The organism is Cellvibrio sp. QJXJ (assembly GCF_024452345.1).
In the GTDB taxonomy this organism is placed as follows: domain Bacteria; phylum Pseudomonadota; class Gammaproteobacteria; order Pseudomonadales; family Cellvibrionaceae; genus Cellvibrio.
In genome coordinates, this window is the sequence record NZ_CP101662.1 from 4,289,664 (window position 1) to 4,312,258 (window position 22,595).

Consider the following 22,595-nt stretch of genomic DNA (forward strand, 5'->3'; position numbering starts at 1 on the left):
TTGTTCATTTGGTTGTCATCAATGATTTTTCTATGAGTCTGTTTTGGAGCTTATATTTTTGGCAAACTCTTTAAAGTCCTCCAAATGTTTTGATGCAACAGCAAATACAATATCCCAGTTCAAATCATGATAATTATGTACCGCTAAATTGCGGAAGCCGACGGATTTTTTTAAACGGTCGGCGAGGTGGTCGCTAATCAGGTTCTGTTCTGCAAGACGCTGAAATGTTTCACTCATGGTGTTTGGTACTGGCTGGCTGGAGTTTGTTAGTGAGTGTGCGGCTATATCTACACACAATTGCACGGCGCGGCTGAGGTTAAGCACAATAACGTCTTGCAGATCAATATTAGTTTTAAGTTCGCTCGCATTCGCCGGACATTTATCTTCAATCCGTTTAATGCAGCGATAAAGTGAGTCCAGCTTTTTATTGATAATTATTTTGTCCATTGTGCTCTTCTCTCTGTAAGCATTCGTTCTACATAAGGTAAAAAGTCTGCGCTTTCGAACAGGTGGCGTTTAATAAGTTCGGCGTGGTCTGCATCGCTGCCTAAAAGCCTTTGGCCTTGCAGAATTTCTCCTAATAAAGGTACGCCAGTTGTTTTTAGATCGATAAGGTCAATAGCGCGTCCACTTGCAATCGCAAGGTCCTCAACCAATGCGATGTATTGCTCGGTGGTAAGAGGTTTACTGTCTTGAACTGCAATATCCAGGTCGCTATCTGGTCTGGCCGTACCTTTGGCTACTGAGCCGAAGATATAAGCTATGTTTATTTCGGGATGCTTTTCTAGCGCTGCAATAATTTTTTTCTGTTCCATCACAAAACCCTCATCGACAAATCTACCGCCCTGCAATGTTTTGTTAGTCCACCAATCGAAATAAAATCCACTCCGGTTTCGGCAGTGGGCACCAAGGTTTGTTCGTTGATGTTGCCCGATGCTTCCAATTTCGCTCTTCCTGCATTAATGGCCACGGCTTTTTTCATGTCTTCGATGCTGAAGTTGTCGAGCATGATGATATCTGCACCTGCTGCCAGTGCTTGATCCAATTCTGCAAAGGTTTCTACTTCTACCTCAACCGGTTTACCTGGTGCAATTTGATGTGCGTTGGCAATCGCCTTTGCTATGCCGCCACAGGCAGCAATATGGTTTTCTTTGATAAGGAAGGCATCGTAAAGACCGATGCGGTGATTGTGGCAACCACCGCAGGCGACAGCGTACTTCTGGGCGGTGCGCAAACCGGGAAAGGTTTTGCGGGTATCGAGCAATTTGACTTGGGTGTGTGCAACTTGTTGGGCGTAATGGTGGCTAATGGTCGCTGTGCCTGAGAGTGTTTGTACAAAATTCAGTGCAGCGCGTTCACCGGTTAACAGGCTGCGGGCGCTCCCGTGTAGGGTAAAAAGTGTGCTGTTGGCTGGCGCAGCTTGTCCGTCGTCTATATGCCACTCAATAGTGACCTGTGGGTCGATCTGTTTGAAAACCTCGGTCACCCAAGCCCTGCCGCAAAAAATACAGTCTTCTCTGGTTATTACCCGGGCATTAGCTTGTTGTTCAGTGGGTATTAGTTGGGCAGTAATGTCGCCGCTGCCAATGTCCTCTGCTAAGGCAAAAGTGACCGCTTGAGTAATGTCGGAGGTCAGAGTGTGCAGATTTATCTTGTGATTGATTATCATAGTGGTTGTCGAATTAATGTGCATAAATGAGGCAATAAGCGACCAGTTTGGCGTCTTTCTCTTCGTCTAATTCCAAAAGGAACTTTAAAAGGGGTAAGCCAACGGTATGGTTATAGCCATTTGTGATATGTCTCTCGATCTTATCATTTGCCTGCTTGATGTGTCTTTGCCTTCGTTATACTCCCTTTATGCAAGTTTTCTTTCAATGGTAATTCACCATGAGTGAACAGATGAAATCAGACACTAATAGGGTGGTTCAGCTAGTCACTGAGCGTCCCGCCCCCGTCACTCAGCCCGTTGTGCTGGCGCGCTTACCTGCCCCCATGCACTCCTTGCGTGATAAGGCTCGTCAGCAATTGCAGCTTTATCTGCGCGAGCTGTTTGATCGCATTGACGATGCCATGTTTGAACTGGCGGATAAGGCGAACAACAATCAGGATCAGAACATTTTCTTTGATTCCATGCGCGAAGTGCGTATCCGCCGCCGCGCTATAGAGAATTCTTTTTTCCGTACTATTGATATCAGTTTTGCGCGGTTGTTAGACCCCAGTGCTTACAAAGATGAAAAGCGTTCAGCGGAAAAAGCTGTTTCGCTGGATGAGTTGTCGATTGTAAAAAATGATGAATTGGAGGAAATGGTTGCTGTAGAGGGGATGGTAAATAAAGCGAATGAGCAGTTTGCCGAACTTATCCAGCACCTGACTTTGCGCATTGACCACTTGGTTCCAACCAAGGTTTATCAAAAAAATAATCCTTTGGGTGTGGATGTTATTTGCAGCGCATTTACTGATGCGGCGGAATCTTTGAGCATAGATCTCAAAGCCAAGCTGGTCATGTACAAAATTTTTGACAATGTGATGATGAGTAAGTTGGGCAAGTTATTTGAAGTGCTCAACCAGACTTTAATTGATGCCAATATTTTGCCATCGCTCAAATCTGAGCTGCGCCCCGTGAAGCGTCCTGACACCTCGTCTAGTCATGCTGCTGACAATTTTGGACAGGGGTTGACGGCGGAGTTGAGTGGTGGGATGAATCATTACGATGATCAAACCCGACAAGTATTGAACCAGTTGCGTAATCTATTGGGCCCCAATAGAAGCGCTCAGCGCAATCAAGTTCCTGGTGATGAGATTAATACCCAGGACTTGATTAAAATGTTATCGCTCGCGCAGCAGCAAAATACCTTGGCCGCAAACAGCGCTGGCCCGTCCAATTTGCGCAGTTTTCTAACTGATTTATTACACAGTGAAACGCAAACGGCCGCGGCAATCAATCAGATTGATGATGATGTTATTAATCTGGTTAGCATGATGTTTGAGTTTATTCTGGATGACCGCAATTTGGCGGCGCCCATGAAAGTGTTGATTGGTCGCTTGCAAATTCCAATGGTAAAAGTCGCCATTGCGGACAAGACTTTCTTTAGTAAAGGTGGGCACCCAGCACGCCGCTTATTAAATGAAATGGCGATGGCCTGTTTAGGTTGGCAAGAGCCGACCGATGAGAATCAGCGTAAGGATACCCTGTTTGCAAAAATGGAAGAAATGGTGCAAACCATCCTTGCCGAGTTTGATACCGATATTGGTATTTTCGAACGTTTGCTGGTGGATTTCCGCTCGTATCTGGATAAAGAAAAGCGTCGTGCACAAATTCTTGAACAGCGCACCATTGATGCTGAAGACGGTAAAGCCAAATCCGAGCGCGCGCGCGCGCAAGTGGATGCAGAATTAAATCGTATTACCGTTGGCCGCGACTTGCCCTTTGCAGTGACTAAGTTATTGCGTGAGGCTTGGGCCAATGTGATGTTTATTACCTCGCTCAAACAAGGTGTTGAAAGTGAAGAGTGGCGTCGTTGTACACTCACTGCCCAGCAATTGGTCTGGAGCGTTGTGGCGCCGATGGATAAAGACAACCGTCAAAAATTATTGAAATTGGTTCCCGAGTTGTTACAGAAGTTGCGTGCGGGCTTAGAGAGTATTTCGTTCAGTCCATTTGAGACGGGCAATTTATTTAAACAATTGGAAATTGTTCACTTGGCGCGTTTGCGTGGCGACACCAAACCTATCGCACCTGCGGCACCGGTGGCTCCTACCATGGATCTTGCCGCTAAAACGCAAGAGATGGTCGCCAAAGCAGCAAGCATGAAAGCGGCAATGGCTGATGCCCAAGCAAGATCACAAACAGTACCTGCTGCGGTACCCCCATTTGAGGTAGAGGAGTCTGTGGCGGTTGCTCCTGTTGCTCCGGTAGTGGCAGAAATTGTGGAATCTGTAGTGGCAGTCGCTCCGGCTTCTGAATCAGAAGCTACTTCCGAGTTGGTTCAGGAGCATGTGGCAGAGCCTGTCATACAAGAAGTAATTGCTGACCCGCAACATTTGGCGTTGGTAAACAATATTACCCAAGGCACTTGGTTTGAAATGCAGGGTGAAGCCGGCGAAAAATACCGTTGTCGTTTAGCGGCAATTATTCGCTCGGTAGGAAAATACATTTTTGTTAACCGCTCCGGAATGAAAGTCGCCGAAGAAAGCCGTGAAAGTTTGGCGATTGCATTACAAACCAAACGTTTAACTATTTTGGATGATGGCATGCTGTTTGATCGTGCGCTGGAAGCGGTGATTGGTAGTTTGCGTGATCAGCGTACCTTGAGTTAATCGACGAATTGTTGTGCGTAAAATAAAAACGCCTCCCTTTAACAAAGGGAGGCGTTTTTATTTCCCCTTTTAAAAAAGGGGAGCTAGGGTGTTAGGAGGTGTCTTTAAATCCCTGCCAATCTCCCTTTGTCAAAGGGAGGGAGCCAGCACCACCAATGTTTGCCCTGCTTGCACGCGCGCGCCATCGGTTTTTAACAGATGAGTGACTTTGCCGGAGCAACTGGCGGTAATGTTAATTTCCATTTTCATCGATTCCAATATTAATAACACATCTCCCGCGTTCACCTCTTGCCCGACGGTTACTTGTGTTTGCCATACGCTGCCCGACACTGAACTGTCGATGCGAATGGCGTCTTCGGGAAATTCGGTTTCGCTATGCTCTTCAATTATTTCTTCCTGTTCATAATTGAATTGGCCGTTGGCATGCCAGCGCGCTAGTTCTTCATCAAATGCTTGTTCCCGCTGTTGGGTAAACTGATTGATCGATGGCTCATTCTGCTCGATAAATTGCTGGTATTCGCTTAGGCTAAAATGGCTTTCTTCAATTTTTAGTGGGTAGCGCCCTTGCGGAAAGTTTTTGCGAATCGTTTGTAATTCTTCAGCGCTGACTTCATAAAAACGAATTTGGTCAAAAAAGTTTAGCAACCAAGGTTGTTTAAATTCTTTCGTTTGGCGATAGCGGTTCCACATTTGCAATGTGCGCCCGACAAACTGATACCCACCTGGGCCTTCCATTCCGTATACACATAAATAAGAGCCGCCGATACCGACGGAGTTTTCTGCCGTCCAGGTGCGGGCGGGGTTGTATTTTGTGGTGACTAAACGGTGGCGCGGGTCTACAGGCGTTGCGACTGGCGCGCCCAAATACACATCGCCCAATCCCATGACTAAATAGGAAGCGCTAAATAAAATGTTCTTAACGTCGGCGATGGAGTCCAGGCCATTGATGCGGCGGATAAATTCCAGGTTGCTTGGGCACCAGGGCGCATTGGCACGTACTGACTGAATATATTTTTGAATGGCCAATTGGCACGCTTCGTCATCCCAGCTGAGCGGCAAGTGCACAATGCGTGAGGGCACACTTAATTGGGCGAGCTGTGTTTTTAATGCGCGTTCGCCCACTTCAAGGTGCGCTAATAATTGTGCGAGAGATAATTGCTGGCTGTCGTAGTGAATTTGTAGTGAGCGAATGCCCGGTGTTAATTCACGTAAACCAGCGAGCGTATTTTGCTCCAACCATTGCATTAACGCGTGAGCGCGAAAGCGCAGTTTTATATCCAACTCAAGCGCGCCGTATTCAACCAATAAAAAATGATCACCCGCCGCGCGGTAAACAATATCTTCACCAAATTCAGTGGCGGCGAGAGTTTTTACAATTGGTGAGGAGGGAATGGTGATGCGCCAACTACAATTGATAGATGCTAATTTTTGCAGCGATTCGTTTTGCGTTTTTTCAATAACAACTGCATCTGCAATACTAACGGCGACAAAACGAATTTTATCGCCTGCACGCACTTGTCCGAGTTTCCATAAGTCGGCGCTAATCACCGTGGCGGGGCAGACAAAACCGCCGAGTGAGGGGCCGTCCGGCCCGAGAATAACGGGCATGTCGCCGGTGAAATCCACAGTGCCAAAGGCATAAGCATTGTCATGAATATTGGAGGGGTGCATGCCCGCCTCACCGCCGGAGCTGCGTGCCCATTCCGGTTTTGGGCCAATTAAGCGCACACCGGTACGGCTGGAGTTGTAGTGTACTTCCCAGTCGGTAGCGAAAAATGTATTGATGTCTTTTTCAGTGAAAAAGTCTGGTGCGCCGTGGGGGCCGTAAATAACGCGTAGTTGCCAGGTGTTGTTAATTTCTGCCTTCAACTGTCCGTTGAGTTCGGGCGTTGTAATGCTGGGGTTACAATTTTTTTCATCGAGTGATAATACATCGCCTGCACGCAACGCCCGCCCATTGTGGCCGCCAAATTGGCCGAGCGTAAAGGTGGATTTTGCGCCGAGGTAATCAGGGCATTGAATGCCGCCCGCCACGGCTAAATAACTGCGTGCGCCTTTGTCGCTGATTCGCCCAAGCTGTAATTGTTGCCCAGCCTTTATTTCAATCACTTCGTACAGCGGAATTATTTGACCATCGAGTTTTGCATCAATTTCCGCACCCGTTAATACAATTTTAGTGTCGCAACCAAATTTTAATCCGGGCCCTTGCAGGGTGATTTCCAAACCAGCAGCCGTTTCGCAATTGTTTAACAGGCGATTCGCCAAACGAAACGAGTAACTATCAAAAGGGCCGGAGGTGGGAACACCCACATGCCAATAACCGGTGCGACCGGGGAAATCCTGAATGGTGGTTTGCGTGCCGCCCTGAATTACATCGATGCGCGCCGGTTTAAATACAAAATTATTTAAGTAACGCGTGGTCATGCGACCTTGTAGTAGTGTTTCGTCTTTTAGCAGGCTGCGTAAATAACCAAGGTTAGTTTCTATGCCGTAGAGGTAAGTGTTATCCAGCGCCTTGGTTAAGTTTTCCAGGGCGTGCTCGCGGTTGTCACCTTTAACAATAATTTTGGCGAGCATGGGATCAAAATACGCGGGGACTTCTATGCCGCTTTCAATCCAATGATCGATGCGCAGATGTTTTTGTGATTCAGGGAACGACACCTTGCTCAGCAAACCGGCGCAGGGTTGGAAATTCAGGGCAGGATCTTCCGCGTAGACACGCACTTGAATAGCGTGGCCCACGGATGATAATTGTTGACGCAGGTTTTTTAATTCAGCTAATTCACCGGCTGCTTGGCGCAGCATCCACTCCACTAAATCCACACCGTATACTTCTTCGGTAACACCGTGTTCAACTTGCAAACGGGTATTTACTTCGAGGAAATAAAACTTGTCGTCCAGTGAGTCGTAAATAAATTCTACGGTGCCTGCGTTGCGATAATTAACCGAGGCGAGTAATTGTTCGGCCGTGCGCTGCATGGCTTCGCGTTGCGTGTCCGATAAGTTGGGTGCAGGGCACTCTTCTACCACTTTTTGATTGCGGCGCTGACTGGAGCAGTCGCGCTCACCAATTGCTACTGCGGTGCCTTTGCCATCGCCAAACACTTGTACTTCAATATGACGTGCAGCAGCGATAAATTTTTCTAAAAATACGCCGTCATCGGCGAAGTTGTTTTTGCCTAAACGTTTTACCGAATCAAAGGCACCCATTAAATCCGCTTCGCAATTGCACAGCTGCATGCCAATGCCACCGCCACCGGCAGTGCTTTTTAACATGACCGGGTAGCCGATAGCGGCTGCCGCTTGTTTGGCATCATCTACATTAATTAATAAATCGGTGCCGGGGCAGAGTGGCACATTGGCTGCCTGTGCCAATTCGCGCGCTTTGTGTTTTAAACCAAAGGTAATCATTTGTTCCGCAGTCGGGCCGATAAAAACCACGCCTGCCGCTTCACATTCCGCCACAAAGTTGGCGTTTTCGCTTAAAAAGCCATAACCGGGGTGAATTGCTTGTGCACCAGTTTGCTGCGCAATGGCGATAATTTTTTGGCGATCCAAATAAGTCTGGGCAGCAGCGCCTTCACCCAAACAATAAGCTTCATCCGCCAGGCGTACATGCAGCGAGTCCGCGTCTGATTCGGCATATACCGCGACGGAAATAATATTGAGTTTCTTGAGGGTGCGAATGATGCGAGTAGCAATGGCGCCGCGGTTGGCAATAAGCACTTTGGTAAACATGATTTGCTCCGGCAGGCCGTCCTGCTGGTTTTAATACGACAGTGGTCGTCCACTGAAGATTTTCGAATGCAATTATTTATGTAGGTTGGAAGAGCGAAGCGACTTCCGACATTAATTTAATTCCACACAATCACTTCAATCGGTGTTGGGTTGTAGCCATTACACGGATTGTTTAATTGCGGGCAATTGGAAATTAACATCACAATGTCCATTTTCGCTTGCAGCTCCACGTATTTTCCCGGTGCGGAAATCCCATCGGCAAAAGTGAGGCCGCCATCAGCGGTGACAGGTACATTCATAAAAAAATTAATATTGTGGGTGATGTCGCGTTTACCGATACCAAACTCCGGATGTTCGGCAACGGCGAGCATCCAGCTGTCGCGACAGGCGTGCATGCAGCGTTTTTCCAAGCTGTAGCGCACGGTGTTGCTTTCAGTCGCGCAGGCACCGCCCAAGGTGTCGTGGCGGCCGCAGGTATCGGCAACAATTTCCAGTAATTCATTGTTAGCGTTGGATATGAGTTTGGTGCCTGCCGATAAATACAAATTGCCTTGAGTGCGAATGGTATCCATCGCGCTGTAGCGTTCGCTTGGGTCTTTGGCGTTATAAAATAAAACGTCTGCCGCCTGGTTTCCTTCCAAATCCACAATGCGAAAGGTTTGGCCTTGTTTTATTTCACCTAAAAAATAATCACCGGCTTTGATGTGATGGCGCGCGGTGGCCGTTTCCGGATGTAAATGGCTTTGTTTGAGAGAAGCGCTGTGTTTGAGTGAAGTGCTGTGTGTGTGTGACATGCTGGGCCTCTTAAATCTTCGCTGCCAAATAATACAGTGCGTTGTTTTGGAATCCGCGTTGGTTTTCCGGGCGGAAATTTTTGCAGTAGTCGTCATCGCCCACGGGATCGGCTTCGCCCAATTCAATTTGCACTGAGGTAAAGGGATAACTGCTTGTGTTGTTCAGCGGATGCGGGCAGGCGTGCATTACCACCAGCGTATCCATTTCAAAACGCAACGTAACGCTATTGCCTGCGGCTTGGTTGTTGGTGTCGAGGTGGATATTGCCATTATCATCGGCAATGACTTTGCTAAACCAATTAATGTTGGATGCCATATCCGCGCGGCCTAAACCATATTTAGCCAACTCCACTAAAAAGGCGTCGTAACCGTTTTGCAGCCATTGATTGCGATCGGTTTGATAATCACGTTTTCCAAATTGCTGCGCAATAATCTCTGCGGTGCTATTGCCGCAAACTGTGTCGTGCCAGTTGCCTGCGCCATTCACCGAATAATCTTCAACAATCGAGGCGAAAATGCGGCCCATATCTGAGTACAAACAATTGCCGCGCTGTAATTTAAAAGTGTGTTGGCATTTGAGGGTATCGGGTGCGTTGTAGCGCTCCAGCAAATTGCGTGGGTTGTAAAACAACATACCGACGTTCGCGCCGCCGGTTAGATCGGTAATTTTCATCAAGCTGCCGCGGCGCAATTCCAGTGACCAGTGGCCATTGCCGGGCAGTGTAGTGGTGTAAAGAATGTTGCTCATGCGTAAACCTTAACCTTCGTTGGGCTCTTGGGCGATTGATTTCAGTTCTGCCGGAATTTCTGTACTGCGTTTGGTGATCGGTAAATCGTAAGTGATATTTGCACCGTAGGCGGTGGGCGCTTGATTGTCGCGGCGCAGCTTGTCAAATACCCACAGCCGCGTGCCTAAATAAAAACCTTCACTTAAATCGTGAGTCACCATAAATACAGTGAGCTGATGTTCCTGCCAGAGTTTTAAAATTAATTGATGCATATCGGCGCGAATGCCGGGGTCGAGTGCCCCGAATGGTTCATCCAATAACAAAATACGTGGCTTGCGAATTAAGGCTTGGGCGATGGCAAGGCGCTGTTTCATGCCACCGGATAATTCGTGCGGGTAGTGGTTCAGTGCGTGACTGAGACCGACGGAATCCAGTAATGCTTTTGCTTCGTCGATAACAACACGTTTTTGTTTGCCGAATAATTTCCCCAGCAGCGGTGAACGTTCAAATTCACGCGCGATGATGACATTCTCCAATACGCTTAAATGGGGGAAAACTGAATACTGTTGAAAGACTATACCGCGCGATTGATCCGGTTCGCTGCGAATGGTTTTACCATCCAGTAACAACTCACCCGAGCTTGGTACTTCCATGCCCAACAACATTTTTAAAAAAGTACTTTTACCGCAGCCGGAGGTGCCGACCATGGTAATAAACTCGCCAGCCTTAACACTGATATTTAAACGCTCCAGGACTACATTGTCGCCGTAGGTTTTCCACAAGTTTTTTGCCTGAATCATGGGTGCTGGCATCTGCTGGGCTCTTTTTTCTTCGAGACTTTTTTTGTCACGAACAGTTTTATCAAAAGGAAGAATTGTCATAGTGCTGTTCGCCTAGTGTTTGCTGCTTGGCTTAATGTTTACTGTTTGGACTGTGCCAGGGAAAACACCAGAGATTTATTTTTGCCAAAAGCCAATCCACCAAAAAGGCGAGCAGGGTGATCCAGGCAACGTAAGGCAAAATCACATCCATCGACATATAACGACGCACCAGAAATATGCGATAACCCAAACCGTCGGTAGAGGCGATGGCTTCGGCGGCAATTAAAAACAACCAGCCAGCACCAAGCGATAAACGTACGGCATTAATTAAACGCGGCATTAATTGCGGTGTTAGTACGCGCACAATAATTTGCCAGGTAGATGCACCCAGTGTTTGTGCTTTGACGAGTTGTTCGAGTGGAATTTCCTGTGTGCAGCGCTGCATGTCGCGCGCGATAAACGGGGCAACGCCGATCACAATCAATGCAACTTTGGATAACTCGCCCAAACCAAACACAATAAATAACACTGGCAGTAACGCCATGGGCGGCACGAGTGAAATCACTGTCAACAGCGGAGCAATCGGTGAATAAATCGTGGGAATCGCACCGGTTAATAAACCGATGGTAAAACCCAAAATGGCAGCGATAAAAATTCCCAGCGCTAAACGATGCAGGCTGCTGAGTGTGTCCTGCCAAAATAAATACTCACCGCTACGTTTGCTGGGTTCAAACGCGAGGCTTTGCATGGCCGAACCCATTTGCGCAAAACTTGGCAAGAGTTTGTCATTGGCATTTTCGGCCAAGCGCGCATCGGAGGCGACCAGATAAATCACCAGCAATAACGCAAAGGGCAGAATGCCCAATAATAATTTCAGCGGTTTTGATGGTGTTAAATTAATTAATCGTTTCATGGCGCTCTTCTTTTTTGTTTGACGTCACTCCCGCGTACGCGGGAGTCCAGTATTGTCTCTGGATCCCCGCTGGCGCGAGGATGACGGCTCTCGTGGTAATTAACCCAAGGAGTTAAAGTTTTTTGTCGGCAGCCATTTGCATGTAGGTGGTATCAAAACGCAGTTTCACGTTTTGTTTGTTGCCATAAATTCCTTTGGGGCCTGCGACGCCGATGAATTCGGCATCGGGTGCACCTTCGCCTAACAGGCCGTGGTCAAAAGAAAATTCAGCGACTTTTTGCATGGTGCTCAAGAGTGCGTCGCTGTTGACGAGTTCCAGCGCGGCTTGCGGGGTGTAAAACATTTTGGTGCTGGCGAGTTGTGCTTCAAAACCGGCGAGGTCAGTACCTGATGCCACGGCCATTGCTGTTTTGGCTTCCGTTGCGGCTTTGTCGCTACCACTCATGGTGGTCATGATTTCATACCAGGCGCCAACAAGCGCTTTGCCCAAGGCCGGATTTTTTTGCAGGGTGGCGGTGTTCACTATCATCAAATCCATAATTTCGCCGGGGATTTGTGAGGAGTCAAATACCTTGGTGCTGTTGGGTTGTGCGAGGATTTCGCTGAGCAGCGGGTTCCAGGTGGTCACTGCAGTAACGTCTTTGGTGCCGTAAACCGCAACCATATCGGCATCGGAGGTGTTCACCACTTTCACATCGGCTTCTTTCATACCGACCGATTCCAAGGCGCGGGCGAGTAAGTAGTGCGACACACTCAACTCAACCAAATTCACTTGTTGGCCTTTGATGTCCTTGAGGGTTTTGTTGGTGCCTTTCAGCACAACACCGTCGTTGCCGTTGGAGAAGTCACCCACGATCAGCGCCGTTGAATCCACGCCGCCTGCCGCTGGAATGGTGAGCGCATCCATATTGGTCATCACGCAACCATCAAATTGGCCGGCGGTATATTGGTTAATTGACTCGACGTAATCGTTGATTTGTACCACTTCGATTTCAATGCCGTATTTCTCGGCCCATTTATCGACAATTTTTTGCTCGGCACCATAGCCCCAGGGCATCCAGCCTACATAGATGGACCAGCAGACTTTGAAGGGTTCAGCGGCACTGGCGAGGTTGGCGGAAAGGCCAAGTGTAAGGGCGAGTAATAGTTTTTTCAGACGGGAATGACGCAACATGAACAACCTCCAAGGGTATGGGTATACATCGGCGCAAGCATTAAGAGACCACTCTGGCGATTAGGCCAATCATCTCCCGGGCTTTTGTCCCGCCGTGTAACCCATGACCTGCCAGAAGGTCTGGCGGCAGAGGTCGAAAGCTCTCGGACCAGACATCATTGGATGATTAATCGAATGACCGGAACCCTAGCTCTCTATTTAACAAATTGTGTGAATAGCCAGATCGCCCAGAGTGCGAATCAGTTATTTCGAAGTTCATATCGCAATATGAGTGCCAATTGTGGCAATTGGCGCGTGCAAGCGGTAATGGCGCGACTTGCCGCGTTTCACGCGCGGTAGAAGTTGGGTTGAGGATTGTAGTGGTGTTCTCATTTGGTGCGTACGGGGTTATAGACAAGTCTGGTTGTGCGCTTTTTTGGTGCTATTTGTCTGCTGGCAGTGGGTGATTATTTTTTGCTCGCTGAGGGGCTAAAGCCGAGCTATTCTGTGAAACATCCACTGCAAGCTGCTAAGATTGTCGTTCAGGACAACCTTTTTGCCCATAACAGCGGTGGTTTCTTGTTTGGTTTTTAGGTTCGCACAGGCCCCTGATCTGGGTCTTCACAGGCAGGGTCTAAGGAATATGAATCTCACGGACTTATTATGCAAAACTCAGGTATGCAAAACTCTGGTGTACAAGCTTCAGGTTTACCCGGTGCCGATACTCCCAAATCGTCTCAATACACGACTGTCGCTATGTCAGAGCAATTAATTATTGAACATTTAAAACATTGTCGCGATTTAACGCGCGGCTTTGCGTATCGTGTTTTCCCCAATTTTTGGCGCGAGTGGTGTAAACAGATCCTTGAAATTGCCGAGCAGGCGAAATCGAATAAAGATCAGGTTGCGCTCTATGAAATCCAGAACTTGCTGAGCGCTGTGCAACAGGCGGCGGAGCAGGAGTTTTGCCAGCACTTGGCCAATGGCTTTGTAAAGTTCAAAAACAAATCGCTTAATACCCTGACCGGCGAGGAGCGCTTTAGTGGCGACATTCTCTCGCTAGTCGAGCATTCGGATCTGGAAGAGACGATTGCCATCACCTCAATTACCCATCGCGCGGATAATTTTTTTGCCGAAAACCTCTGGGCATTGCAACAGCGTTTAGCCCTGCTCAATGACGGCGAAAAAATTGATGAGCGCACCAACCCTGCCAGCCCGGTACAGTTTTGCGAGGCGCTGCGCAAGGTATTAACGAATCTGGATGTGGATGTAAAAACCAAAATCATCGGCTACAAACTGTTTGATCAGGACGTGATCGGCATGCTCGGCGAGCTGTATGACGAGCTTAACGACTATTTGATCCGCCAGAATTTACTGCCCAATCTGCGTTTTGTGGTAGCACAGGATAAAGCTGACGCAGCTCGTGAGGACGCCATCCAGGATGATCCTTCCGAGCGAAACAGAACGGATGCTGAGCTGCAGCAACAAACCCTGGATGCCCAACAGCATCAGCGCCGCGCTAGCGATAAACTGCTAACCGGTGCGCTCAATCCCAACGATATTCAATATCAAAACAGTTTGCTGAATGCGATTCGCTTGTTGCAAACCCATGTCACCCAATTAATGCCCGCTGTTCAGGCTAGCGGCTTTACGGGGACGGCGGAGCAGGGCAATCGCGGGGCGAATAACATACCAGCGCCTGCCACTACAATGCCGGGCGCCACGGCGGTTGCCGCTGTGGCCAATACGCCGCCAGCGCAACTGCAGATATACAGCAGCAATCAATTGGTGAATGTTCTGGAGCAGATGCAGGGCAAGGCTTATCACCTGAGCCAGCAAGCCTTGGCTGATCGCGACGCTGGCCCGGTTGTTATTCCGGTGCAAACCGTTGCCGCTGTCAGCCAGCAAATGATGCAGCAGATTGCCAGCGAGAATGAAAACGGCGCGGTAGAAGCGGGTGATATGCAAACCATCGACCTGGTCGGCATGTTGTTTGAGTACATGCTCTCCGACGATCACTTGCCCGATTCAGTCAAAGCGCTGCTCAGTTATTTACACACGCCGTTTCTCAAAATAGCTTTTATCGATAAAGGCTTTTTTGAGCAACCGGAACACCCGGCGCGGGTGTTGCTCAACAGCCTTGCCGAAGCGGGTGTGCGTTGGGTGAGTAATGACGGTAGCGATCAATACGATATTTTCACCAAAATCAAAACCACGGTGTTCCGGCTGTTGCATGAGTTCAAGAACGATGTGCGCATTTTTGCCGAGCTGCTGATTGAATTTAATGGCTACACCAACAATGTGGCGCGCCGTCAGGAATTGATGGAGCGGCGCGCGCTGGAGAAAGCCCAGGGTGAAGAAAAACTGCGCGAAGCTAAATTGCAGGTGAATCACGAGGTGCGTAGTCGCACCGATAACCGTGAAATGCCTTCTGCAATCCTCCTGTTATTGCTTCAGCCCTGGTCGGATTACTTGTCCTTTGTGCTACTGCGCTACGGCGAAAAATCCGAGAGCTGGACGCGTGCGCTCAAAGTAATTGACGATTTGCTCTGGTCGCTGGAACCCAAAACCAGCCAGCAGGACAAGGTCAAACAAATGGAGCTGCAGGATAATCTGCATGCGGCGCTCGAGCGCGGTTTTGAAACCATTGGCTACGAGCAGGCCAAGGGCCGCAAATTGTTGGATGCGGTAGCGTCCCTGCAGCGCATGGCGTTGCTCAGCCGTAAAGCCGAACCAGCTCCGGCACCAATGCGCAGCAAACTGGAATTACTCGCCGCGGAAAAAGCCGGGCATGCCAACGTTCAGCAGCAGCCTGTTTCTACCGAAGAAGCCAAGATTGTCGACAGCCTGAAAATGGTGGAGTTTGGTACCTGGTTTGAGTTTGATGGCGGCAAGCGTCTGAAAGTGGCCTGGTACAACAAAAAGACCCAGCACTACATGCTGGTGGATCAGCAGGGGCGCAAAGTATCGCTGGCTGCAGGTTTACAGCTGGCGCGGGATATGATCGCCGGGCGAGCCAAAATTATTGCGGGCAGTACCAAACCCTTCTTTGAGCGAGCGCTGGAAAATATTTATCACACACTCAACGAGCGTGCCGATCACCTCAAAACGGGGGCTGCATCATGACGCATAATTGTTCCAAGGAGCATGATCGCGAACTGGAGCGGCATATCATCAACGGCGATGTGGATGTTTATGACAGTTTGCGCGATATGTATGTTGGCCGCTTGGTAAATATCCATGCCCAAGGATTGATGGTGATGGGGGATTTGTCACTGGAAGAGGATCGCCTTTACACCCTGGACTTGCATTTGCCCGAGCCAGTTAATGATCAAATGGTGATTCATTTGGGGGTGGATTGTTTGTGGACGCGGGAGGCTGATCTGGCAGGTAAATACTGGATTGGTTTTTCCATCATCGATGCCTCTTCACAGGCGTTGCAGTCTATTCAAGCGTTGGTGGAGCGATTGGGCGAGTCTTATTAGTTTGTGATTGCCACCCTTATCCCGTTAAAAAGGCGCCGCGTTGGTAACGCGGCGCCTTTTTGCATTTCAGGCAAGCCAGTAGGCGGCATTTAAAACAAGTCAGTAAATACTATGCCCAGCGCAAATACTTCCAGGTCGACGTTGTAGTCAATCAGGCTGTGGCCATAGCCCTTAAAGTATTTCAATTGGCCGCGCAGGTTGCTGCTGATTGGGAAACTCCAGCCCAGTTCAAGGGCGCCGCGATTGTCGCCATCCAGCGCGTTGCGCAGCATAACGCTGTAAATGTCGTCCTTACGCTGATAGGCCGCGTTAAATTCAAATTTCCCCATGTAATCAGTGATATCCGGATTATCGTCGCCATCGGGATCGCCGGGGTATTCCTGTGCGGATTCCGGCAGGCGATACCAGGGGTTGAGTGCAAAGGCAAAGTTGCCTCGCTCGAACACGCTATTGAGCATCACCCGGTTCCAGCTGCGCGATAACAGACCGCCCTGGCCGTTGGATTGATGGTTGAGAATTACGTCGTTGAGCACATTGCGAAAACCCAAAAACTCCCAGTCATTGGTAAAACTGAGAATTAACTCTGGTTGGTGATTGGTTTCGCGAAAGGGGGCTGAGTCGGCATCGCTGTAAAGCTGCCACAGCGAGTGGTTGGTATAACCCAGGTAGAGGTGGCCATTATCGCCAAAAATATCCTCGCGCAGCAGTATTTTGATGCTCAGCTGGAAGTCCGCTTCGGCTTTGCTCAGGTCGCTCAGGGATTCATTGTCATTGTCGCGATAGGGTGACTCGTTGGGAGTGCGGGTGTAGCTGGCGGGGAAAAAGTAATTAATTTTGTGTGGGGTGAGCATAAACCGGTTGGCGCGATTAAGTGCCTCCAGCGTCATGCGCCGTTTGAGCAGGCGCTCACCCTTATCGTCAGTGCTGTCTTCGCTGCTGACCTGTTGCTCTTGTAATTCGCTTTCGCCCGCGCTCTGCAATTGTTGTTCATAGAGTAACTGGCACCCCTGACGCAACTCAGCGACGGTCATGGTCGCAGCCGCACTGGGGATGGAGGCTTGCAGGCAGCTATTCATCGCCTCGGTTGGCATCTCGGGCGCAGATGTGGCGGGGGTGGTCTCTGTGGGCTGCGCGCTAAGGTTAGCGCTGAGCAGGGCGGAGCAAACCGGTAACACCAAAGGCCAGACGGAACGCATGGGCAGCTTCTCTCGGGGTGAGGTTGAGCGACAGTTGGCCGTTATTCTAGGCGTTGTCGCTCAGGAGGCAAGCAGTCTACCCTGCACTGTGCGGCATCGGTAAAGTGATTCACAGATTGCCAGCACATTTGCTCGCTCAACACGTCTCCAGCCAGAGTTCTATATCCTGTTCGTGCCAATCGGTGAGCAGGTGTACACCCTCATCAACCACTTTCAAATACATGTCGATTATGTCGGAGGCCAGCACAAACAAACGATGGCTGTCGGCATTGATCTGGTGCGGGTTAACCACATCGCTCTCCACCATGGTAAGCAGGAAATCGAGTTTGATTTCATAGCTTTTCAGTTGTGAGAGCATAATCAGGTCTTTATCCAGCAAACCTTCCAGACGTTTGGTTTGATGGCGCAATTTTTCGTTGTTCACGCGGGTGCATTGAATGGCGTAGCGCAGTTTGCTGGTCACATCTTTATCGCAGTAGCCCAGTGCCGAGGCGTAGGTAGACAGGGCGCGAATACGGCCAATTTGCTCCGCCACGGCGGGCATTAAGCGCGTGGAAAAGTGCAGCACCTCCAGGTATTTAAAACGATTGGGGTAGCTACTACCTTCGGTGGGCGGCGCGCTGGGTTCGGCGCTGTTGCGCTCGGTTTGGCTAAGCGCTTGCGATGTGGGCTGCTCCAGCTGTTTGCCCAGCGCGGCAACCATGCTCAGTAACTGTTCGATCAGGTGACAGTGCAGCTCATAGTTATCGACCACGGCGTCCTGTTGCCAATCGCGGCTGATGGTCAGCCAGGCGTTGCTCAGGTTTTCCCGATCCCGGGCGCTGAGCAGGTTAAGGCTGCGGGCGGCAAACGCCTGCACCAACTCCAAACGGCGCTCCAGTTGCACTTGCAGTTGGGTCAATTCCGCGCGGAATAATGCATTACCCCCCAGGGCTCCCATCGACATACCGCGGTGTCGCTGCACTGCTTTAATCATCTGGATCAGTTGCTTCACCAGTGTCAGGGCATCCAGTCGCTGCTGGTACTCTTCGCAAAACAGGGCAAATTGGGGCGACCCTTTGCTGCCTGATGGTGCACCAAATGAAGGGCTGTGCATGTTGATAGTGCCTGTTCCCATTTTCTCTACCGCTCTATTCGTGAAATTGCCTGTATTCCGGTGCATTTTGGCGCATCAGAAAACCTACAAATCGCTATTACCTGTCTATTGCCTAAATCTTGGCAACAGACGTGCCAGTTACAAAATAATGGTTTTGCATGGATGATAAATATTGTGCCAATAAAAATAGGGGCTTAATATCAATCATCTGGTCTTAATGACAATAATAAGTTGGGGCCACTTGCGATTGTGCTAGCAGCTTGGGAGTTGTGTTGATGTCAAACAAACCTGTTAACCACATAGTCATTGCTGGCGGCGGTACCGCCGGCTGGATGACGGCAGCCTATTTAGCGCGCTGGCTGGAACCCACCAATATCCAGGTCACGCTAGTCGAGTCTGAGTTAATTGGCACAGTGGGGGTGGGGGAGGCCACGGTGCCGGGCATCCATCAATTCATTAAACACTTGGGCGTAAAAGAGAGTGAGTTTATCGCCGCCACCCATGCCACCTTTAAGCTCGGCATCGAATTCGAAGGCTGGGTTGCGCCGGAACAGACGTTTTTCCACCCGTTTGCCGGGTACGGCGTACCGATTGAGGATCGTCCCTTTCACAAGACCTGGTGGTCAGCCAAACAGCAGGGTTACAGCGCCAGTTTGGCAGAGTTTTGCCTATGCACCCAGCTGGCCGGTGCAGGCAAATTTGCGCAGCCGAGCTTTGATCCCGACAGCCGTTTAGCCTGGTACAACTACGCCTATCACTTTGACGCCTCACTGTTTGCCAAATACCTGCGCGGCTACGCCGAACAGCGCCGGGTCACGCGGATAGAGGGAAAAATCCAGCAGGTTACACTCGATCCCGACAGCGGTTTTATCCAGTCATTGCAACTTGAATCGGGGCAGGTTATTGGCGGCGATTTGTTTGTGGACTGCTCGGGTATGAGTGCATTGCTTATCGAAAAAGCCTTGGGTGTGGGCTATGAGGAATGGAGCCAGTGGCTGCTGAGCGATTCGGCGCTGGCAGTGCAGACCCGAACCGTGGCCGAGCCAGATCCATTCACTCGCTCAACCGCACGTAGCGCAGGCTGGCAGTGGCATATTCCGCTGCAGCATCGGGTGGGCAATGGTTATGTCTATTCCAGCCAATTTATCAGTGAGGATCAGGCGCGTGCGGAGCTGCTAGCCAACATCGAGGGCGAAAGGCTCACCGAGCCGAGGTTGATCCGTTTTACTACCGGCATGCGCGACCATTTCTGGCATAAAAACTGTGTGGCGATTGGTCTCTCCAGTGGTTTTCTGGAGCCTTTGGAATCCACCAGTATTTCCCTTATCCAGACGGGCATTAATAAATTGGCCGCGTTTTTAGTGAACTTTGAGATTAATGACCAACATGTGGCTGAGGCCAACCGCCTCAATCGCCTGGAGTACGAGCGCATCCGCGATTTTATTATCCTGCACTACAAGTTAAATGGTCGCCCGGAGCCCTTGTGGCAGCATGTACAGGCGATGGATATCCCTGCCAGCCTTACGGAAAAAATTGCCCGCTTTAAGGCGGCAGGCGATATCCAGTTGCTGGAGCAGGAATCCTTTGTTGAGGAGAGCTGGATCAGCATGTTTGCGGGATTTGGCCTCAGTCCAGCTGCGCTAACACCATCCCGCGACTCCGCCAAAATGCACACCGTCATGGACAAAATGCGTGCGGCGATCGTTAAAGGGCGCGAGTACGCCCCTTCTCATGCCGATTTTCTGCGGACTCTGGGTTCATAAAGTAGCCACGTTGTTTCCTTTGGTATCATGAAAACGGTGCCATTTTTGTTATAGGTGATAAAGCTTGCGCCAATAAAAACATTGCCTTAACATTGCTCCATATAGTCATATATACCATATACATCTGACCCATTCTGAGGTAAGCCGCTTGCGCTGTTATTCTTCGCTTACATCTTCCTTTTACCCCCTGCGTGGCATTTGTGCGGCGGCACTGATGCTGGTTGGCGTTGCCTCTTCAGTGCAGGCCGCTGGTGGTGAGTCTATTTGGTTTGATGCGCCGGCTGCTGATTGGGAGCGTGAAGGTCTACCTATTGGCAACGGTGCTTTGGGTGCCGTTATTGCCGGCGATGTGACGCGTGACCGTATCCAGTTCAACGAAAAAACCTTATGGACTGGCGGCCCAGGTGCGCAAGGTTACGATTTTGGTTGGCCACAACAAGCACAGGGCGATGTGGTCGCGCAGGTCAGAACGACCATCAATGAACAGGGTTCAATTACCCCGGAGGACGCCGCCAAACTGTTGGGTCACAAGATCACCGCCTACGGCGATTACCAGACTTTTGGCGATCTTATAATTGATTCGAATAAAAATGACAGCGATGTCAAAAGTGTTTTCACTAATTACCGCCGCGAGTTATCGCTCAGCGATGCGCAAATTAATGTGAGTTACGAACAGGGCGGTGTGCGCTATCGCCGCGAGTATCTCGCCAGTTATCCGGATGGCGTGATTGCAATTAAATATTCCGCCGATCAGCCGGCGAGCATTTCCTTCACCGCCAGTGTGCAAGTGCCAGACAATCGCAGTTTGGCTGTGGCCATCGACCAAGGTCGCATCACTGCCAGTGGCAAATTGCACAGCAACGGTTTGCAGTTTGAAACCCAAATCCAACTGCTCAACCAGGGTGGTGAATTAGCGGTAATCGACGGCAATAAACTTCAAGTCACCGCTGCTGACTCGGTGGTGATTCTGCTCGCGGCAGGTACTGATTACGCCCAGTCCTATCCAAAATATCGCGGTGCGCATCCCCACAAGCGTTTGCATAAACAACTTAACAAGGCGAGCAAAAAATCTTTTGAGCAATTACAGGCCACACACCGCGCGGATTATCAAACCCTGTTCGACCGTGCTGCGCTGGATATAGGTCAAAAACCACAATCGCTCACCACACCAAAGTTGCTTGCCGGTTATAAAAAAGGTGATGCCGTATTGGATCGCACTTTGGAGGCAACCTATTTCCAATTTGGTCGCTACTTGTTGATCTCCTCGTCGCGTCCCGGTTCACTGCCCGCGAATTTGCAAGGTGTGTGGAATAACTCCATCACCCCGCCGTGGAATGCCGACTACCACGTCAATATTAATTTGCAAATGAATTACTGGCTGGCCGAGACCACCAATTTGCCAGAGTTAACCGCACCACTGTTTGATTTTGTCGACAGCCTTGTGGTACCGGGCACTATTGCCGCGCAAAAAGTAGCGGGTGTAGATAAAGGTTGGACGCTTTTTCTCAACACCAATATTTGGGGCTTTACCGGTGTTATCGATTGGCCCACCGCTTTTTGGCAGCCTGAAGCGGCAGCCTGGCTCGCACAGCATTATTACGAGCACTATTTATTTTCCGGTGATAAAAAATTTCTGCGTAACCGCGCTTATCCATTAATGAAAAGCGCGAGTGAATTCTGGTTGGAGTTTTTAGTAAAAGATCCGCGCGATGGCCAGTGGATCGTATCACCCAGCTTCTCACCCGAGCACGGCCCTTTCACTCGCGCGGCTGCTATGTCACAACAAATTGTGTTTGATTTACTGCGCAATACCCACGAAGCCGCACTGCTCACTGGCGACAAAAAATTTGCCCAAGCTGTGCAAGAAAAATTGGCGAACCTGGATCGCGGAATGCGCATTGGCAGTTGGGGTCAGCTACAAGAGTGGAAGGAAGATATTGACGATCCAAAAAATGAACATCGCCATATTTCCCATTTATATGCACTGCATCCGGGGCGTGATATTAACGCGCGCAATACACCGGAATTACTTGCGGCAGCACGCACCACACTTAATGCGCGTGGCGATGGCGGCACCGGTTGGTCGCAAGCCTGGAAGGTCAATATGTGGGCGCGTTTGTTAGACGGTAATCGTGCGCACAAAGTATTGGGCGAACAATTACAGCGCAGCACACTCAGTAATTTGTGGGACAACCATCCACCATTTCAAATTGATGGCAATTTTGGCGCGAGCGCCGGGATTGCCGAAATGTTATTGCAAAGTCACGGCGACGAATTACATTTTTTGCCCGCATTACCTGCAAGTTGGCCAAGCGGTTCGGTGACTGGTTTGCGCGCACGCGGCGGCATTACTGTAGATCTGCAATGGCACAAGGGCGAATTAACCCAAGCACGTATTCACACGCAACATGCACAAAAAATCAATATCAGAACTTCACGTCCTGTAGCGGAATTTACGCTGCAGGATGTAAAGCACGGGAAATCCCTTGGCATAAAAGCTGAGGGCAATTCAGGGAGTTTTGCAGCGCAAGGAACGGGGACATATCTCTTATCCAGCAGCGGGAGATAGCTCAAGGGGTAGTTTAAATAAT

At 49.7% G+C, this 22,595-nt stretch carries 16 protein-coding genes and 1 riboswitch; of the genes, 5 read left to right on the forward strand and 11 right to left on the reverse strand.

The features are described 5' to 3' along the window. Positions 1-30: 30 nt before the first annotated feature. The 3 genes from hepT to nadC are packed head-to-tail and all read right to left on the reverse strand — an operon-like array spanning position 31 to position 1,669. Positions 31-447: a type VII toxin-antitoxin system HepT family RNase toxin gene (gene hepT / locus NNX04_RS18575; RefSeq protein ID WP_261946757.1), complete on the reverse strand. Its 417-nt coding sequence runs from the start codon at positions 445-447 to the stop codon at positions 31-33. Beyond that, complete coding sequence (gene mntA / locus NNX04_RS18580) at positions 435-815, reverse strand: type VII toxin-antitoxin system MntA family adenylyltransferase antitoxin (RefSeq protein WP_261946758.1); 381 nt, start codon at positions 813-815, stop codon at positions 435-437. Before mntA ends, hepT begins: the two co-directional genes overlap by 13 nt. Next, entirely contained in the window at positions 815-1,669 is an 855-nt protein-coding gene (gene nadC, locus NNX04_RS18585) for a carboxylating nicotinate-nucleotide diphosphorylase (RefSeq protein WP_261946759.1), read from the reverse strand. Before nadC ends, mntA begins: the two co-directional genes overlap by 1 nt. A gap of 230 nt (positions 1,670-1,899) precedes the next feature. Between nadC and NNX04_RS18590 the strand changes: the two genes are divergently transcribed. Continuing rightward, positions 1,900-4,317 carry a DUF1631 domain-containing protein gene (locus NNX04_RS18590; RefSeq protein WP_261946760.1) on the forward strand — a complete coding sequence of 806 codons (2,418 nt, stop codon included), beginning with the start codon at positions 1,900-1,902 and terminating at the stop codon, positions 4,315-4,317. 129 nt (positions 4,318-4,446) lie between these two features. On the opposite strand, the gene uca is transcribed toward NNX04_RS18590, so the two are convergent. The 6 genes from uca to NNX04_RS18620 form a co-directional block, all read right to left on the reverse strand. Then, positions 4,447-8,055: an urea carboxylase gene (gene uca / locus NNX04_RS18595; protein ID WP_261946761.1), complete on the reverse strand. Its 3,609-nt coding sequence runs from the start codon at positions 8,053-8,055 to the stop codon at positions 4,447-4,449. 116 nt (positions 8,056-8,171) lie between these two features. Beyond that, the gene (locus tag NNX04_RS18600; protein ID WP_261946762.1) at positions 8,172-8,849 is read right to left on the reverse strand and encodes an urea amidolyase associated protein UAAP2; all 678 of its coding nucleotides are present in this window, start codon (positions 8,847-8,849) and stop codon (positions 8,172-8,174) included. A 10-nt stretch (positions 8,850-8,859) separates the two neighbouring features. Next, positions 8,860-9,597 (reverse strand): urea amidolyase associated protein UAAP1, encoded by a 738-nt coding sequence (locus tag NNX04_RS18605; protein WP_261946763.1) that lies wholly within the window; start codon positions 9,595-9,597, stop codon positions 8,860-8,862. 9 nt (positions 9,598-9,606) lie between these two features. Next, a complete protein-coding gene (locus NNX04_RS18610) occupies positions 9,607-10,377 on the reverse strand; it encodes an ABC transporter ATP-binding protein (protein ID WP_315973094.1) in 771 nt (256 codons plus the stop codon). Between the two features lie 112 nt (positions 10,378-10,489). After that, complete coding sequence (locus NNX04_RS18615; protein WP_007645775.1) at positions 10,490-11,311, reverse strand: ABC transporter permease; 822 nt, start codon at positions 11,309-11,311, stop codon at positions 10,490-10,492. A 112-nt stretch (positions 11,312-11,423) separates the two neighbouring features. Beyond that, positions 11,424-12,485, reverse strand: coding sequence for a putative urea ABC transporter substrate-binding protein (locus NNX04_RS18620; protein ID WP_007645777.1), 1,062 nt, complete (start codon positions 12,483-12,485; stop codon positions 11,424-11,426). Between the two features lie 71 nt (positions 12,486-12,556). Next, a riboswitch (guanidine-I (ykkC/yxkD leader) is annotated at positions 12,557-12,686 on the reverse strand. A gap of 441 nt (positions 12,687-13,127) precedes the next feature. On the opposite strand from NNX04_RS18620, the gene NNX04_RS18625 reads away from it, so the two are divergent. After that, the gene (locus NNX04_RS18625) at positions 13,128-15,590 is read left to right on the forward strand and encodes a DUF1631 domain-containing protein (protein ID WP_261946765.1); all 2,463 of its coding nucleotides are present in this window, start codon (positions 13,128-13,130) and stop codon (positions 15,588-15,590) included. Further along, complete coding sequence (locus tag NNX04_RS18630) at positions 15,587-15,949, forward strand: PilZ domain-containing protein (protein ID WP_261946766.1); 363 nt, start codon at positions 15,587-15,589, stop codon at positions 15,947-15,949. Before NNX04_RS18625 ends, NNX04_RS18630 begins: the two co-directional genes overlap by 4 nt. A gap of 89 nt (positions 15,950-16,038) precedes the next feature. Here the strand turns inward: NNX04_RS18630 and NNX04_RS18635 are convergent, their stop codons facing one another. Both NNX04_RS18635 and NNX04_RS18640 read right to left on the reverse strand, forming a co-directional pair. Continuing rightward, on the reverse strand, positions 16,039-17,145 hold the full coding sequence (locus tag NNX04_RS18635; RefSeq protein ID WP_261946767.1) for a phospholipase A: 1,107 nt from the start codon (positions 17,143-17,145) through the stop codon (positions 16,039-16,041). A gap of 136 nt (positions 17,146-17,281) precedes the next feature. Then, a complete protein-coding gene (locus NNX04_RS18640; protein WP_261946768.1) occupies positions 17,282-18,241 on the reverse strand; it encodes a hypothetical protein in 960 nt (319 codons plus the stop codon). A 275-nt stretch (positions 18,242-18,516) separates the two neighbouring features. On the opposite strand from NNX04_RS18640, the gene NNX04_RS18645 reads away from it, so the two are divergent. Continuing rightward, entirely contained in the window at positions 18,517-20,004 is a 1,488-nt protein-coding gene (locus tag NNX04_RS18645) for a tryptophan halogenase family protein (protein WP_261946769.1), read from the forward strand. 214 nt (positions 20,005-20,218) lie between these two features. Beyond that, positions 20,219-22,573: a glycoside hydrolase family 95 protein gene (locus NNX04_RS18650; protein ID WP_261946770.1), complete on the forward strand. Its 2,355-nt coding sequence runs from the start codon at positions 20,219-20,221 to the stop codon at positions 22,571-22,573. Positions 22,574-22,595: the final 22 nt, after the last annotated feature.

Excerpts from the sequence above, each read along its gene's own strand:
- NNX04_RS18635 (WP_261946767.1), bottom strand. The coding sequence starts at position 17,145 with ATGCGTTCCGTCTGGCCTTTGGTGTTACCGGTTTGCTCCGCCCTGCTC.
- hepT (WP_261946757.1), bottom strand. The coding sequence starts at position 447 with ATGGACAAAATAATTATCAATAAAAAGCTGGACTCACTTTATCGCTGC.
- NNX04_RS18605 (WP_261946763.1), bottom strand. The coding sequence starts at position 9,597 with ATGAGCAACATTCTTTACACCACTACACTGCCCGGCAATGGCCACTGG.
- NNX04_RS18620 (WP_007645777.1), bottom strand. The coding sequence starts at position 12,485 with ATGTTGCGTCATTCCCGTCTGAAAAAACTATTACTCGCCCTTACACTT.
- NNX04_RS18600 (WP_261946762.1), bottom strand. The coding sequence starts at position 8,849 with ATGTCACACACACACAGCACTTCACTCAAACACAGCGCTTCTCTCAAA.
- NNX04_RS18650 (WP_261946770.1), top strand. The coding sequence starts at position 20,219 with ATGCTGGTTGGCGTTGCCTCTTCAGTGCAGGCCGCTGGTGGTGAGTCT.
- NNX04_RS18590 (WP_261946760.1), top strand. The coding sequence starts at position 1,900 with ATGAAATCAGACACTAATAGGGTGGTTCAGCTAGTCACTGAGCGTCCC.
- NNX04_RS18610 (WP_315973094.1), bottom strand. The coding sequence starts at position 10,377 with ATGATTCAGGCAAAAAACTTGTGGAAAACCTACGGCGACAATGTAGTC.
- NNX04_RS18645 (WP_261946769.1), top strand. The coding sequence starts at position 18,517 with ATGTCAAACAAACCTGTTAACCACATAGTCATTGCTGGCGGCGGTACC.
- NNX04_RS18640 (WP_261946768.1), bottom strand. The coding sequence starts at position 18,241 with ATGCACAGCCCTTCATTTGGTGCACCATCAGGCAGCAAAGGGTCGCCC.
- NNX04_RS18625 (WP_261946765.1), top strand. The coding sequence starts at position 13,128 with ATGCAAAACTCAGGTATGCAAAACTCTGGTGTACAAGCTTCAGGTTTA.
- uca (WP_261946761.1), bottom strand. The coding sequence starts at position 8,055 with ATGTTTACCAAAGTGCTTATTGCCAACCGCGGCGCCATTGCTACTCGC.
- NNX04_RS18615 (WP_007645775.1), bottom strand. The coding sequence starts at position 11,311 with ATGAAACGATTAATTAATTTAACACCATCAAAACCGCTGAAATTATTA.
- NNX04_RS18630 (WP_261946766.1), top strand. The coding sequence starts at position 15,587 with ATGACGCATAATTGTTCCAAGGAGCATGATCGCGAACTGGAGCGGCAT.
- nadC (WP_261946759.1), bottom strand. The coding sequence starts at position 1,669 with ATGATAATCAATCACAAGATAAATCTGCACACTCTGACCTCCGACATT.
- mntA (WP_261946758.1), bottom strand. The coding sequence starts at position 815 with ATGGAACAGAAAAAAATTATTGCAGCGCTAGAAAAGCATCCCGAAATA.